Raw genomic sequence first — 15631 nt, 5'->3', positions numbered from 1 at the left:
CACTGCGCGTCTTTTATTAACTCAAGTCGGGTAATTTTGCGGCAGCGTTTTTCTCTATTCCAATAAGCGGAATTAAATTATCAACCGCGGAAGCATAATTAATTGCCGAACTCCAGCCGTCATACTCGGCGATTATTTTCGCTGAGGTGGCCTGCCAGACATCCTGCTCAACGCTGAGCAGATCGTTAATGCTCCGCTTGCTCAGGGTGTATTCATTTTTATAAACATCGCGGGCCCGCAGCGCATTTTCCAGCTGCTGCTTCCCCGCCTCCATTCGTCCCCGCGCGCCGGTCCAGTCAGCCTGCGCGACGGAGGCCTTTTGCAGGACATCGAAACGCGCCTGATCGACCTGAGAGGAGGCCATGGCACGTGCGCCTTCCGCCTGCCGAACGCGCGCGGAAACCGCGCCCCCCTGATACAGCGGCGCGTCGATATTGAGCTGTATCTGGTCGTCCCAGTAGGAACGGTTGTCCGATTCATAACGGGTGCGCCCCCCCTTCAGGCTTAACGTCGGCCAGTGCTGGGACTTCGCCGTTTCCACGCCATACTGAGCCGAACGTTCCATGTTCTGCGCGGCCATCACCGCCGGTATCAGGGAATAATCGATGCGGTTGAGCGAGTCCGGCTCCACGGCAAGATTCGCGGGCACCGGCGAATAGGCCTCTGCCTGCATGCCGGTTAATACCGCAAGCCTGGCGCGCGCGCTGTTTAAGGCGGCGCGATACTGCGCGACCGTCGCCTGCATGCCGGCAATGCGCGTGCGGGTCTGAAGCTCATCGGAGGTCGAACTCACGCCCGCGTCTGCGCGAAGCTTTGCCAGCTGCTCGACGTTCTTGAGCGCCTGCACGTTATCTATTGCCGCCTGCAGCAGATCGGAATAGCGTTTGACCTCGACGTAGCTCAGCGCCGTTTTTTCCGCCACGTCCGAGAGCGTGCCCATCAGCTGATAGCGGTAGCTATCGCGCTGGGCGGAGGACTGGCTGATGCTGTTATTGGTCTTGCCAAAATCGTACAGCAGCTGCGTCAAGCTCAGCCCCCAGGCGGCTGAATTCTTCAGCGACCCGCTGGAATCGGTGGTCTGGCTGTGCCCCGTACTCCCGTTCAACGATATTTGCGGCATCCAGCCGCTGCGCGCTTCATCTATTTGTGCCTGGCCAATACCTAATTGCGCGGCCTGCTGGCTAATTGACGGATCGCGATCGATCGCAAAAAGAATACTTTCTTTTAAGGTTGTGGTTGCCACCGGGGCAATACCCACCTGATTACTATTGGCGAAAGCCGTATTTATGGCTAATGAAATGAATGCCAGTGCTGCTGTAAATCGGCGTAACATAGGCTTTCGTAATATCGTCATGTTATCTCCCTGACTCTGAGTGATACTCAAGCAAATACCCAAAAAGAGGTACAGATAATTAGACAAATATCTTATTTAGCTACCTTGCTGAATTTCAGGTAATACTCCCCATACCCATTTCCATCGGAGATGAGATCTGCCCGCATCTTATTTCAATTAAGAATTTACTTATTTCTTAAACTGGTTAGCAGCATAACAAAATGTGTTATACCCCACTACAGCCACAATGTTAATGTGGTGTTACAAGCAAGAAAAAATATGGGGTTTCTGGACAAAACTCTAAAAGTATCCTTTCAGATGAAACATATAAACTCTCTGTTATCTAAGGAAAATTCTTAATTCACTCCGTGCACATTTTTGCGTTAATTTCAGCGCGAGTCAGACACAAAGATTTTCAAAGAAGTGTCAGTTTACGTAGCCAAAGGGATATATTTAAAATTAAAAACTTTTAAAAAACTAATTAAAGCAATTAAAACCTGCATAATTTCTATTAAACAGCATTTAACACCACTCAATGGCGATACGCTGGTTACATAACCCAAATCGTTAAATAAAACATAACAATAACATCGTGATTAACATTCAAAACGGCTTCCTTACACCCCCTTAATAAAATTTTAATAATCACCTATCTGAATCATCACGCCGCTGCACATCGTCCTGAGGACATTCCCCTTCTCTCTGCGTCAAAATGCTGTATTATGCAAACTATTGCGACATTTTGCAGGAATGTACTCCCATGCACAAAACCGCTCGTCAACGCTACGTCCTGGATATCCTCAGCGAGCAAGGCCAGGCCAGCATCACCGACCTGGCTGAAAAGCTGCAGGTTTCAGCGGATACCATCCGTCGGGATCTGACCGACCTGGAAAACCAGGGCCTTGCGCAGAAGAACCACGGCGGCGCCATCGCGCTCAACCTCTCCGCCATGAACCGTCAGGGACGCAATACGCTGCTGCCGGAGACCAAACAGCGCCTGGGTAAACAGGTCGCACAGCAGATTCCACCGGGCTCCACCCTGTTTCTGGATGCCGGAAGCACGGTGATGGCCGTCGCCACCTTTCTTCAGGGGCCGCTCACCGTTATTACCCCCTCGCTGGATATCGCCCAGCATTTTAGCGACCGGGAAGATATTGAGCTGATCCTGCTCGGCGGGAAATGGGACCACAAGCAGCGACTGTTTGCCGGCAGCGCCACGCTGTCTTTGCTGTCCCGTTATCGGGCAGATATCGCCATTCTTGGGGCGTGCGCCATTCATGCCGAACTCGGTTTGAGCGCCGGTAAAGAAGCGGATGCCGAGGTTAAACGCGCGATGCTGGACGCAAGCCACGCGCACTGGATTGTCGCCGACCACCTGAAAATTAACCGCTGCGAGCCGTATCTGGTTTCCGGGTTATCCAGCATTCAACAACTCTTTTTAGATCGTCCCTGGCCTGAGCTTGGGGACCATAGCGCACTGCAGGTTACGGTGTGCGCCAATTAACGTGGAGAAGGTCATGAGTAAAGTTCAAACAATCAACATTGCGCTGATCGGGTATGGATTTGTCGGTAAAACCTTCCATGCCCCGCTGATCCAGTCGGTGGACGGGATTAAGCTGGCCGTGGTCTCTTCTCGTGATGAAGAAAAGGTTAAACGCGATCTGCCGGACGTACAGGTGGTGGCGACACCGGAAGAGGCCATTCAGCATCCTGATATCGATCTGGTGGTGATTGCCTCCCCCAACGCCACGCACGCCCCGCTGGCGACGCTGGCCCTGAACTCGGGGAAACACGTGGTCGTGGACAAGCCTTTTACCCTCGACATGCAGGAAGCCCGCGACCTCATTGCGCTGGCGGATGAAAAGCAGCTGCTGCTCTCCGTCTTCCACAACCGCCGCTGGGACAGCGATTTCCTCGGCATTAAGCAGATTATTGAGCAAGGCACGCTCGGCAAGGTTAAACACCTGGAATCGCACATCGACCGCTTCCGCCCGGAAGTGCGCGTGCGCTGGCGCGAGCAGAACGTCCCCGGGAGCGGTTTGTGGTTTGATCTGGGCCCTCACCTGATTGACCAGACGCTACAGCTCTTTGGACTGCCGGAGTCGGTTCAGGGGAATATCGCGACGCTGCGCGACGGCGCAGAAATTAACGACTGGGCGCACGTGGTCTTAAACTACCCGGAGCATAAGGTCATTCTGCACGCCAGCATGCTGGTTGCTGGTGGTACGGCGCGCTTTAGCGTCCACGGGGACAAGGGCAGCGTGGTGAAAGCCAGAATCGACCAGCAGGAAGCGCAGCTGCTCGCAGGGGTGATCCCCGGCAGTGAAACCTGGGGCGAAGACGGCGACAGCATGGTGTTCTTTGGGGCCGACGGCGCACCGCAGACGATCCCAACCCCGAAAGGCGATCAGCGCCAGTATTACGTCAACGTACGTGATGCGCTGCTCGGGAAAATCACCAACCCTGTCCACCCTGTTGAGGCTCTGGCGGTCATGGCCGTGCTGGAAGCGGCGGTGAAGTCGTCGGAGACGGGATCAACGCAGGCGCTGGCGTTAACTGCCGAAGAGCGTGCGCTGCTGGGTTAAAAAACAAGCCGGGTGGCGCTGCGCCACCCGGCAAGCGTTAAAGACTACGAACGCTTTTTCGGCATCATGCGCAGAAGAGTATTATCTTTCCAGAAATAGTGATGCATCAGCGCCGCCGCCGCGTGCAGGCCAATCACAAAATAGCCCAGGTTCGCCAGCGTCTCGTGCCACTCTTTCAACATATCAACCAGGTCGAAATTGGACTCCGCCGCATGCGGCATCGCCAGGCCAAACGCAAACCAGTCGCTGCCACGGTTATACATCATCACAATGCCAATCAGCGGCAGCGCAATAAACAGCAGATACACCACCAGGTGCCCCAGATGGGACATCCCCGTCACCATCGCTTTTGGCTTCGGCTGAATCGGCGGCGCGCGGAATTTCAGGCGAACCAGCAGACGCGTCACCATCAGCACCAGGATACTGATACCGCACGAGACGTGGATCATATTGATCGCTGGACGCGCGGTGCGCGGGAAGAAACCTTTGAACTCCATGGCGCAGTAGGCGACGATGATTAACAGAAACACCAGCCAGTGGATGCCGATTTGCAGGCTTGTATATTTATTGCGCATGTGATTTCCCGATTTAAAACAGTTATCGCGCCAACATAATCTCCTTTCCTTAAAAATTCATTAACTTTTCTGTATGGTTTTTCAAATACTTCCTCCCGCATGAAGCATCTTCAATTGCCGCCCTACCCGTGATGGTCTAAGCCTGGATGAGTTCAAACTGTCGCATCGACACGTTTACAGGAGAACACCATGAGTAAAATTGGCATTAACGGCTTTGGACGCATTGGGCGCCTTGTACTGCGTCGCCTTCTTGAAACCCAGGACAGCAATACCGTCGTCGCCATCAACGACCTCACCTCACCGAAAGTGCTGGCCTACCTGCTCAGGCATGATTCCAACTACGGTGGCTTCCCGTGGAGCGTCGATTTCACCGAGGATGCGCTGATTGTCGACGGAAAAACCATTGCGGTGTACGCCGAAAAAGAGGCGAAGCACATTCCGTGGAAAGCCGCAGGCGTGGATATCGTCGTGGAGTGCACCGGCTTTTATACCTCTGAAGAGAAATCACGGGCGCACCTGGACGCCGGGGCGAAGAAAGTGCTGATCTCTGCGCCTGCGGGCGAGATGAAAACCATCGTCTACAGCGTGAATGACGACACCATTGACGCCAGTGACACCATTATTTCCGTCGCATCCTGCACCACCAACTGCCTCGCCCCGCTGGCGAAAGCCCTGAACGATGCGTTTGAAATAAAAGTGGGCACCATGACCACCATCCATGCCTATACCGGTACGCAGGCGCTGGTGGATGGCCCGCGCGGGAAAGACCTTCGCGCCTCGCGGGCGGCGGCAGAGAATATCATTCCCCACACCACCGGTGCGGCAAAGGCCATCGGTCTGGTGATCCCTGCGCTCAGCGGCAAGCTGAAGGGCCACGCGCAGCGCGTGCCGGTAAAGACGGGTTCAGTAACCGAGCTGGTGGCGATTCTGGGCAAGAAAGTGACCGTTGAGGAGATCAACGCCGCGCTGAAAAAGGCGACGCAGGGCAATAAATCGTTCGGGTATACCGACGAAGAGATTGTGTCGTCCGATGTGATTGGCTCGCATTATGGTTCGGTGTTTGACGCCACGCAGACGGAGGTGTCAGAAGCGGGAGAGCTGCAGCTGGTGAAAGCGGTAGCCTGGTATGACAACGAGTACGGTTTCGTGACGCAGCTGGTGCGGACGCTGGATAAGTTTGCGGCGCTGTGATTTTCCCCTCACCCTAACCCTCTCCCCAATGGGGCGAGGGAATGGTTCCGTGCTTAGATTATTTTACGCGCCCCCTTCAGAACCGGGTCCTGCTGTAACTGTTCCCATGCGGCAATCACAGCATCCGGGAATTCAACGTGCGCGATAAAATCCCGCCCGGCCGGACCATAGCCGTTAACGTCATCGTACAAACGCGGCAGTTCCCCCAGGACCAGTGACAGGTAGCGCTCAACGGGCCACAGTCCGCTATTGCCCGCGCTAAACTCCGCGCCCTCTTTGCCATTCTGCAGCGTTGGCGTAAACCCGGGATGGCTTATCCACTGCGGTGACACGGGCTCATCCCAACACACGCGGGCAAACGTTGCCATCGTACGGCGCTGCATCGTCGGGTCCTGCACCACCAGCACCCGCCCGGTCGCTCGCTGATGCTGTTTCAGCATGTTCCAGCTAAAACGCGCGTTCTCACCGCAGTTGGTGGATTGATCCTCAATCCACCGGCGCGTCTCGGGGATCTGCCAGAACTCCCGCGCAATGTCGGCAAGAATGCTCGCTTCCGCCCGCCCTTCGACGGGCAAGGTGTGATAACGCGGATGACTGCCGATAGCGGCATATAGAAACGCGGTTGAATGACCAATACCGCCGCTAATCAGGAGCGGGATGTCTCTCTGCGTGGCAATACGGCAGGCCGTATCAATGGTCGGGATCACCGCGTTTCCTGCCAGGATGACCGCATCGACGTCCGGGGGCTGGCGGCTGCCGCTCAGGTCGTCCTGCGCCAGCCATTCACCGACAGTATTGATGGCCGCCAGCGTGGCATCCGGCAGGATGGGAAAATGGGGCTGTTCCATGATGAACTCCTTCTCTCTATCCCTTCAGGGTAGCGACTTCAGGTTCTCAACACAACGGCGACATCGGGCCGCTCTTTTTCCTTAAACTTCCCTTCTACATTTGATTAACATGCGTAAATCATATTCACTTGAATTATCATTTGCGGCAGACGTAGAATCGCTAGCCCGCTAATTATTCAATTATTTCTAAGGTAAACGACGTTATGCGCCTGCCCGAACGCGACCCTTATGCTCCTCGCGAGTGGCAGCCACATGAGAAACCCGCCCTGCTGGGTTCGCCTTCCACACCCGAGCACAGTACGCCAAAACGCATTGCCTACGGCGTCGTTGGCCTGCTGGTGTGCCTGACGGGAGCGCTGGGAAATGCGGTGGTGACCGCCAACCTGCAAAACCTGCAGGGAACCTTCGGGGCCTGGTCGACCGAAATCGCCTGGCTTCCCGCGGTCTACGTCATGACCAACATCTCCATCAACCTGCTGCTGGTCAAGTTCCGCCAGCAGTACGGTCTGCGCGCCTTCACGGAAGGTTTTCTGGTGCTGTACGTGCTGGTGACCTTTTTCCACCTGTTCGTTAACGATCTCAGCTCTGCGCTGATGGTTCGCGCCGCGCACGGGATGGTGGCCGCCGCGCTCAGCTCGCTGGGGATTTACTATCAGATCCAGGCCTGGCCTGCGAAGCACCGCCTGAAGGCGCTCACCATCGGGATTACCGGGTCGTCGCTCGCCATCCCTCTGGCCCGCCTGTTTTCCACCGAACTGCTGCAGCTGGACGAGTGGCGCGGGCTCTATTTCTTCGAACTGGGGCTGGCGCTGATCTGCCTGGCCTGCGTGATAGCCTTAAAACTGCCCCCGGGCGACAGGCGCAAGGTCTTTGAGAAGAAAGACTTCATCACCTTTTTTTTAATGGCCCCCGGAATGGCCCTGCTCTGCGCCGTGCTCTCGTTGGGCCGCCTTGACTGGTGGTTCGAGGCGCCGTGGATCGGCTGGTCACTGGCGCTGTCGCTGGTATTAATTGTGGCTGCCATCGTCTTTGAACATAACCGCGCCAACCCGCTGCTGAACACCCGCTGGCTGTCGAGCGGCAGCATCGTCCGTCTGGGGCTGATCATGCTGCTGATCCGTATCGTGCTGGCAGAGCAAAACACCGGGGTCATCGGCTGGCTGCAGTACGTGGGGTTACAGAATGAGCAGATGACCCACCTGGCGTGGTCCATTTTCGCCGGGATCGTCTGCGGGATCGTCACCAGCTGTCTGACCATCAAGCCGACGAAACTTGCGTGGCCAATCATCACCTCTCTGGCGCTGATGATTGTTGCCTCGCTGCTGGACAGCCAGTCCAACAACCTGACCCGGCCGGATCAGCTGATGCTAAGCCAGTTTCTGCTGGGCTTCGGCAGCGCCTTCTTCCTGGCGCCCGCCATGCTGGCCGCGATTGGCGGGGTGATCGCCGACCCGCGCAACCTGGTCAGCTTCTCGGTAATGTTCGGCATGAGCCAGAACCTCGGCGGCCTGCTGGGCTCCGCGATCCTCGGAACCTTCCAGACCTGGCGCGAGAAGTACCACTCCAGCCTGCTGGCGGACCAGCTCACCACGCTCAATCCGCTGGTCAACGAGCGTATCCAGATTTACACCCAGATGTACCGGAGCCTGATTGGCGACAGTTCGCTGCTGGGAACGCAGGCGATCACGCAGCTGCAAACGGTGACGACGCTTGAGGCGAATATTCTGGCTTACAACGATACTTATCTGCTGACGGCGGGCATCGCTGCCGCCACGCTGGTCTGGATTTTATGGCGCTTGCTGCGCCTGCGCATCACTGCCCGTATGGCGCTTAAGAACGCCACCGGCAATAAATAATTGAAATATTTCTGGAGAGTTTATGAGTCAGCAGGATGCCGCTAAAGAGCAGGCCAACACCCGCAAAAATGTGCGCATTGTTTCCGTTTTCACCGCCGCTGCCATCGGTATTGTCGGCGTGCTGGTGATCCTTTATGCGTGGCAGCTGCCGCCGTTCACCCGCCACGCGCAGTTTACCGACAACGCCTACGTGCGCGGTCAGACGACGTTCATCAGCCCCCAGGTGAATGGCTATATCACCGAGGTGAAGGTTCAGGACTTTGTGCAGGTTAAAAAAGGCGACCTGCTGCTGCAGATTGATGACCGTATCTATCGTCAGCGCGTGCATCAGGCCGAGGCACAGCTGGCGATGAAAATTGCCGCGCTCAATAACAACCTGCAGCAGCGTAAAAGCGCCGAAGCGACGATCGCCAAAAACGACGCGGCGCTGAAAAATGCCCGCGCCCAGAGCCTGAAAACCCAGGCGGATTTAAAGCGCGTGAAGGATTTGACGGCGGACGGTTCGCTTTCCATTCGCGAGCGCGACGCGGCGCTGGCCAGCGCGGCCCAGGGCAGCGCCGACATCGAGCAGGCCAAAGCCTTGCTTGAGATGTCGCGTCAGGATCTGCAGACGGTAATTGTGAACCGCGGCGCGCTGGAGGCGGATGTCGAAAATGCGAAAGCGGCGCTGGAGCTGGCGCAGATAGACCTGCAAAACACCCGCATCATCGCCCCGCGCGACGGCCAGCTCGGCCAGATTGCCGTGCGTCTCGGGGCGTACGTAACCGCAGGGACCCATCTCACCACCCTCGTCCCACCTCAGCACTGGGTCATTGCCAATATTAAAGAGACCCAGCTCGCGGAGCTGCGCGTTGGTCAGCCTGTCAAATTCACAGTCGATGCGCTAAACAACAAAGCGTATCAGGGCCGCGTGGAGAGCATCTCGCCGGCAACCGGGGTTGAATTCAGCGCCATCACGCCGGACAACGCCACCGGCAACTTTGTCAAAATCGCCCAGCGTATTCCGGTGCGCATCGAGGTGCTCGGCAAGCCTGAGGAGTCCGCCCTGCTGCGTCCGGGCATGTCGGTGCAGGTGACCATTGATACGCGGGAGGGCAAACAATGACCCTTCGCCCGATAGTCGGTCTGGTGCTGGCGGTAATGCTCGCCGGATGCCAGTCCGTCGACGTAAAACCGGCGCAGCCAACGCTGCAAATCCCCGCCCAGTGGCGCGCTGACGCCGGTCCTGCCAGCCCGGCGGAGCAGCTCTGGTGGCGCAATTTTCACGACAACAACCTCAACCGCTACGTGGATCGGGCGCTAAAGAACAACAGCGACGTGCTGATCGCCCTCGAACGAATTAACGAGTATCAGGCGCGGGTCTTTGCGGCCGACGGCAGCCTGTTTCCGTCGCTTGACGCGGGCGTAACGGGGACGCGCGCCCGTTCGCAATCCGCCGCGACCGGGCTGCCGGTCTACGGCACGCTGTACAGAGGCAGCCTGACGGCGAGCTATGACGTGGATATCTGGGGCGTCAACCGCAGCACGGCCAGTGCCGCCGAAGCCTCACTGGCGGCGCAAAAAGCCGCCGCTGCCGCCGCGGATTTGACCCTCGCGTCTTCCGTTGCGTCCGGGTACGTCACCCTGCTCTCGCTTGACGAACAGCTGCGGGTGACCGAATCCACGCTGAAATCGCGCGAAGAGGCATTTAACCTCGCGAAACGTCAGTTTGAGACGGGCTACAGCTCGCGTCTGGAGCTGATGCAGTCGGATTCCGAACTCCGCTCGACGCGAGCGCAGGTTCCCGTGCTGCAGCATCAGATTGCACAGCAGGAGAACGCCCTCAGCCTGCTGCTGGGAAGCAATCCCGGCGCGGTAGCGCGCAGTGAAAGCTTTGAGGCGCTAACGCCGCTGACGCTGCCGTCACAGCTGCCTTCTACGCTCCTGAACCGTCGGCCGGATATCGTTCAGGCCGAACGCCAGCTGGTTGCGGCCGACGCCTCGCTTGCCGCGTCGCGCGCGAGCCTGCTGCCGTCGATCAACCTGACCGCGACCGGATCGATACAGGATCGCACCCTGTCCGGCCTGCTGGACAACCCGCTTCAGCTCTGGAGCGTCGGGGGCAGTATTCTCGCCCCGCTGCTGAACCGCCAGGCGCTGAATGCGCAGGTGGATATTTCCCAGTCCCAGCGTAACCAGGCGCTGTACGCCTATGAAAAAACCGTGCGTAACGCGTTTGCCGAAGTGAACAACAGCCTCGATGCTATTACGCGCTATCAGGAACAGCTGACGGAGCTGCTTGCCCAGCAGGAGGTGGCGCAGGAGACGCTGCGCATTGCGCAGAACCGCAATCGCAACGGCTACTCCTCCTATCTGGACGTGCTGGACGCGCAGCGCACGCTGTACTCGGTTCAGACCAGCGTAGTGCAGGTGAAAAATAACCTGCTGCTGGCGCAGATCGATTTGTACAGGGCGCTGGGCGGCGGCTGGAAGAGCGCGTGAACCGCCTTGCGCGCTGATGCCCTCACCCCGACCCTCTCCCACAGGGAGAGGGAGAAAAATCCAGGGAGTCAATCTATGCATCAACAATGGTCTGCAGTAGATAATTACATGATTTCTTCGCTAATCCCTGACGATGACGTGCTTCATCAGGTACTGGAAAACAACAAGCGCTCCGGGCTACCCGAACACGATGTTGCGGCCAATCAGGGGCAGCTGCTGGCGCTGTTCGTGCGCATGACCCAGGCAAGACGCATTCTTGAGATCGGTACGCTGGGCGCCTTTAGCTCAATCTGGATGGCGCGCGCCCTGCCGCCGGACGGAAAGCTGATTACGCTCGAGGCTGACCCGACGCATGCCGATGTGGCCCGCCAGAATATTCACCTCGCGGGGCTGAACGATCGCATTGAACTGATTGAAGGCCCGGCGCTGAGCTCGCTGGAGAATTTCGGTGACGTTCCGCCGTTCGACCTGATCTTTATTGATGCCGATAAGCCAAACAATCCAGGCTATCTGGAGTGGGCGCTGCACTATTCACGTCCCGGCACGATAATCATTGGCGATAACGTGGTGCGCGATGGCGAAGTGATTAACGGGCAAAGCGACGACGCGCGCGTGCTGGGGGTGCGGCGTTTTATCGAAATGATTGGGGATAACCCGCGCCTAACCGCCACCGCGCTGCAAACGGTGGGGGTTAAGGGATGGGATGGGTTTACGCTGGCAATAGTGAACGGGTGAAAATGATACCCTCTCCCACAGGGAGAGGGAGAAAACCGGGTTTTAACCGGAAATCTGCTCCATCGCCTGCAGAATACGCTTATCCGAAATCGGATACGGCGTACCGAGCTGCTGGGCAAAGAAGCTGACGCGCAGCTCCTCTATCATCCAGCGGATCGCCTGCACGTCTTCATCGTCGCGGCGCGCCGGCGGCAGCTTGTTTAACCACTGCTGCCACGCCTGCTGCACGCTCTCCACTTTCAGCATCTGCGCGCGATCGCGGTGCGGGTCGATAGCCATTTTTTCCAGACGTTTTTCAATCGCCTGCAGATAACGCAGCGTATCGCCCAGACGCTTAAAGCCGTTGCCGGTGACAAAGCCGCGATAGACCAGCCCCGCCATCTGCGCCTTCACGTCCGACAGCCCCAGCGCCATGGTCATATCCACGCGCCCCTTCAGGCGCTTGTTGATATTGAACACGGCGGTGAGGATCTGCTCGACCTGTTTGGCTATCTCCACCACGGTGTCGTTCAGCTCTGCGCGCACCTTTTCATGAAGCTGAGCAAAGCCCTCTTCCGTCCAGACCGGACCGCCCGCCTCGTGGATCAGCTTGTCCACGCCGCAGGAGATGCAGTCGTCAATCAGATCCAGCACCTTGCCGTACGGGTTAAAGTACAGCCCGAGCTTAGCCTTGTTCGGCAGCTTCTCGTGCAGATACTTGATCGGCGACGGGATGTTGAGCAGCAGCAGGCGACGCAGCCCGCGCCACATCATCTGCTGCTGTTCCTGCGGATTATCAAACAGCTTGATCGCCACGCTGTCGCGCTCGTCCACCAGCGCCGGCCAGGCTTTGACCTTATAGTTACCGCGCTTCTGTTCGTAGCTTTCCGGAAGCTGACCAAAGCTCCAGATGTGCAGCCCGCTCTGCTCAATACCGTCGTCCGCCACCGCAGAAAGCGTCTCCTGAACTTTGCCTTTCAGCGCCTCTTTAAGCTCAATCAGGGAGCGCCCTTCCAGCAGCTTTTTGTTTTTATCATCCACCACGCGGAAGCTGATTTTCAGGTGATCGGGCACCTGATCCCAGTTCCAGTCTTCGCGGTCGATGGTGGTGCCGGTCATGCGTCTGAACTCGCGCTCCAGCGCGTCCAGCAGCGGCAGCTCCAGCGGCGTGACGCGGCCTAAAAAGGCTTCCGCATAGTTTGGCGCAGGCACAAAGTTACGGCGCACCGGTTTCGGCAGGGATTTGATCAGCGCAATCACCAGCTCGCGGCGCAGGCCGGGGATTTGCCATTCAAACCCGCCCTCATCGACCTGGTTTAGCAGCGGCAGCGGAATATGAACGGTCACGCCGTCCGCGTCGGCACCCGGTTCAAACTGATAGGTCAGACGCAGCTTGAGGTTGCCCTGATGCCAGAAGTTCGGGTAGTCGAGCTTGCTGACCGACTCCGCCCCCTCTTTAATCAGCATGCTCTTTTCGAAGTTGAGCAGGTCAGGCGTCTCTTTGCTGGCCTTCTTCCACCAGCTGTCAAAATGGCGAGCGGAAATAACCTCGTGGCTGATACGCTGGTCGTAAAACTCAAACAGCGCCTCGTCGTCCACCAGAATGTCGCGGCGGCGGGACTTGTGCTCAAGCTCCTCCACTTCCGCGCGCAGCTTCAGGTTTTCGCGGAAGAAGGCGTGGCGCGTCTGCCAGTCACCCTCCACCAGCGCGTGACGGATAAACAGCTCGCGGCTGAGCGCCGGGTCAATCTGGCTGTAGTTGACCTTACGCGCGGCGACCACCGGCAGGCCGTAAACGGTCACTTTTTCGGTCGCCATCACCGCGCCCTGCGCGCGCTCCCAGTGCGGTTCGCTGTACGATCGTTTCAGCAGGTGCTGAGCCACCGGCTCCACCCATTCCGGATCGATACGCGCGGCAATGCGTCCCCACAGGCGGCTGGTTTCCACCAGCTCCGCGACCATGGTCCACTTCGGCGGCTTCTTGAACAGGCCGGAACCGGGGAAGATGGAGAAACGGGCGTTACGCGCGCCGGTATACTCCTGCTTTTCAGCATCCTTCATCCCAATGTGGGACAGCAGGCCGGTCAGCAGCGCGATATGAATTTCGCGGTACTCCGCCGGCTCGCTGTTGACCGGAATGCCCAGCTCTTTCACCACCTGGCGCAGCTGGGTGTAGATATCCTGCCACTCGCGCACGCGCAGGTAGTTGAGGAAATCCACGCGGCACTGGCGGCGGAACTGGTTCGAGGAGAGCGCTTTCTGCTGCTCACCGAGATAGTTCCACAGGTTCACGAAGGCGAGGAAGTCGGACTCTTTGTCGTGGAAGCGACGATGCTTTTCATCAGACGCCTGCTGCTTGTCCATCGGACGCTCGCGCGGATCCTGAATGGAGAGCGCCGAGGTAATGATCATCGCCTCGCGCACGCAGCCGTGCTTCTGCGCTTCCAGCACCATACGGGCCAGACGCGGATCCACCGGCAGCTGGCTTAGCTGGCGGCCCAGCGGCGTCAGCTTGTAGACCGTCGCCTGCTCGTCGGTGGTAATGGCGCCGAGCTCTTCCAGCAGACGCACGCCGTCCTGAATGTTGCGTTTGTCCGGCGCTTCGACGAACGGGAACGCCGCGATGTCGCCCAGCCCCAGCGCGGTCATCTGCAGGATAACGGACGCCAGGTTGGTGCGCAGAATTTCCGGGTCGGTGAACTCCGGGCGCGACAGGAAATCATCTTCGGAATAGAGACGAATACAGATCCCTTCCGACACGCGGCCGCAGCGGCCTTTACGCTGGTTGGCGGATGCCTGAGACACCGGCTCAATCGGCAGCCGCTGAACCTTCGTACGGTAGCTGTAGCGGCTGATGCGCGCCGTGCCCGGGTCGATCACGTATTTGATCCCCGGTACGGTCAGCGAGGTTTCCGCCACGTTGGTCGCCAGAACGATGCGTCGCCCGCCGTGCGGCTGGAATACGCGGTTCTGCTCGCTGTTTGACAGGCGCGCGTAAAGCGGCAGGATCTCCGTATGGCGCAGGTCGCGCTTGCTGAGCGCATCGGCGGTATCGCGGATTTCGCGCTCGCCGCTCATGAAGATCAGGATGTCGCCCGCGCTTTCGTTGCCCAGCTCGTCAACGGCGTCGAAGATAGCCTGCAGCTGGTCGCGCTCGGTATCGTCCGCATCTTCCACAATCGGGCGATAGCGCACTTCCACCGGATACGTTCGTCCTGACACCTCGATAATCGGCGCATTGTTGAAATGCTTTGAGAAGCGCTCAGGGTCGATGGTCGCGGAGGTGATGATGATTTTCAGATCCGGGCGACGCGGCAGCAGCTCTTTCAGATAGCCGAGCAGGAAGTCGATGTTCAGGCTGCGCTCGTGCGCTTCGTCAATGATGATGGTGTCGTACTGCATCAGCAGACGATCCTGCTGGATTTCCGCCAGCAGAATACCGTCGGTCATCAGCTTGACCATGGTGTTATCGCTAACGTGGTCGCTGAATCGCACCTTGTAACCGATGCAGCCGCCCGGCTCCGTCTGCAGCTCTTCGGCAATACGGTTCGCCACGGTGCGCGCCGCCAGTCGACGCGGCTGGGTGTGGCCAATAAGCCCTTTTAGCCCGCGCCCCAGCTCCATACAGATTTTCGGCAGCTGGGTGGTTTTCCCCGAGCCGGTTTCCCCCGCGACAATCACCACCTGGTGGTCGCGGACGGCCTCAAGGATGTCCTGTTTTTTCTGGCTGACGGGCAGGTTTTCCGGGTAGGTAATTGCCGGACGCGCGGCTTCGCGCAGCACAACTTTCCCTGCCGCCTGTTCAATCTCTTTCGCCATCTCCTGGTAAATGGCCTGTTGTGCATCAGGATTTTTAACCTTCTTCACGCCGTGCAGACGGCGGGCAAAGCGCTGTTTGTCGCGCAGCATCAGAGAATCAAGCTGTTGCAGGAGCATCGGGAAGGTTAATTTTTGTTGTTCTGTCATAGCGTTAAAGGGCAGTACACGCCCTGATAAACTCTCTTTTTAATGATTGCTATAGAGTACCACATTGACGCCTTTAGCGCCT

At 57.9% G+C, this 15631-nt stretch carries 11 protein-coding genes; 7 read left to right on the top strand and 4 right to left on the bottom strand.

Features of this window, described 5'->3' with window-relative positions; translation table 11 throughout:
- Positions 1-16: 16 nt before the first annotated feature.
- Positions 17-1354 carry a TolC family outer membrane protein gene (locus SPH27_RS01645; protein WP_182072713.1) on the bottom strand — a complete coding sequence of 446 codons (1338 nt, stop codon included), beginning with the start codon at positions 1352-1354 and terminating at the stop codon, positions 17-19.
- Positions 1355-2093: 739 nt separating this feature from the next.
- Between SPH27_RS01645 and SPH27_RS01640 the strand changes: the two genes are divergently transcribed.
- Positions 2094-2837, top strand: a complete 744-nt coding sequence (locus SPH27_RS01640) for a DeoR/GlpR family DNA-binding transcription regulator (RefSeq protein ID WP_182072711.1) — start codon at positions 2094-2096, stop codon at positions 2835-2837.
- A gap of 13 nt (positions 2838-2850) precedes the next feature.
- Entirely contained in the window at positions 2851-3918 is a 1068-nt protein-coding gene (locus tag SPH27_RS01635; protein WP_064672465.1) for an oxidoreductase, read from the top strand.
- Positions 3919-3962: 44 nt separating this feature from the next.
- Here SPH27_RS01635 and cybB read toward each other — a convergent pair whose 3' ends face one another.
- Positions 3963-4493, bottom strand: coding sequence for a cytochrome b561 (gene cybB, locus SPH27_RS01630; protein WP_094935257.1), 531 nt, complete (start codon positions 4491-4493; stop codon positions 3963-3965).
- A gap of 189 nt (positions 4494-4682) precedes the next feature.
- On the opposite strand from cybB, the gene gap reads away from it, so the two are divergent.
- Positions 4683-5684, top strand: a complete 1002-nt coding sequence (gene gap, locus SPH27_RS01625) for a type I glyceraldehyde-3-phosphate dehydrogenase (RefSeq protein ID WP_029740556.1) — start codon at positions 4683-4685, stop codon at positions 5682-5684.
- A 53-nt stretch (positions 5685-5737) separates the two neighbouring features.
- On the opposite strand, the gene SPH27_RS01620 is transcribed toward gap, so the two are convergent.
- Positions 5738-6532, bottom strand: coding sequence for a YdcF family protein (locus tag SPH27_RS01620; RefSeq protein WP_182072709.1), 795 nt, complete (start codon positions 6530-6532; stop codon positions 5738-5740).
- A 203-nt stretch (positions 6533-6735) separates the two neighbouring features.
- Between SPH27_RS01620 and SPH27_RS01615 the strand changes: the two genes are divergently transcribed.
- The 4 genes from SPH27_RS01615 to SPH27_RS01600 all read left to right on the top strand — a co-directional run bounded on the left by SPH27_RS01615 (position 6736) and on the right by SPH27_RS01600 (position 11604).
- Positions 6736-8388 (top strand): MFS transporter, encoded by a 1653-nt coding sequence (locus SPH27_RS01615; protein ID WP_182072707.1) that lies wholly within the window; start codon positions 6736-6738, stop codon positions 8386-8388.
- Between the two features lie 22 nt (positions 8389-8410).
- Positions 8411-9493 carry an HlyD family secretion protein gene (locus tag SPH27_RS01610; RefSeq protein WP_039262559.1) on the top strand — a complete coding sequence of 361 codons (1083 nt, stop codon included), beginning with the start codon at positions 8411-8413 and terminating at the stop codon, positions 9491-9493.
- A complete protein-coding gene (locus SPH27_RS01605) occupies positions 9490-10869 on the top strand; it encodes an efflux transporter outer membrane subunit (protein WP_182072705.1) in 1380 nt (459 codons plus the stop codon). Before SPH27_RS01610 ends, SPH27_RS01605 begins: the two co-directional genes overlap by 4 nt.
- Positions 10870-10944: 75 nt before the next feature.
- Positions 10945-11604, top strand: a complete 660-nt coding sequence (locus SPH27_RS01600; protein WP_182072703.1) for an O-methyltransferase — start codon at positions 10945-10947, stop codon at positions 11602-11604.
- Between the two features lie 42 nt (positions 11605-11646).
- Here SPH27_RS01600 and hrpA read toward each other — a convergent pair whose 3' ends face one another.
- Positions 11647-15549 carry an ATP-dependent RNA helicase HrpA gene (gene hrpA, locus SPH27_RS01595; RefSeq protein ID WP_182072701.1) on the bottom strand — a complete coding sequence of 1301 codons (3903 nt, stop codon included), beginning with the start codon at positions 15547-15549 and terminating at the stop codon, positions 11647-11649.
- Positions 15550-15631 lie beyond the last annotated feature (82 nt).

It is taken from the genome of Enterobacter sp. A103, assembly GCF_034427535.1.
Lineage (GTDB): Bacteria > Pseudomonadota > Gammaproteobacteria > Enterobacterales > Enterobacteriaceae > Enterobacter > Enterobacter asburiae_B.
Note: the sequence above shows the minus strand (reverse complement) of the source record. Positions and strands in the feature narration are given on the sequence as shown.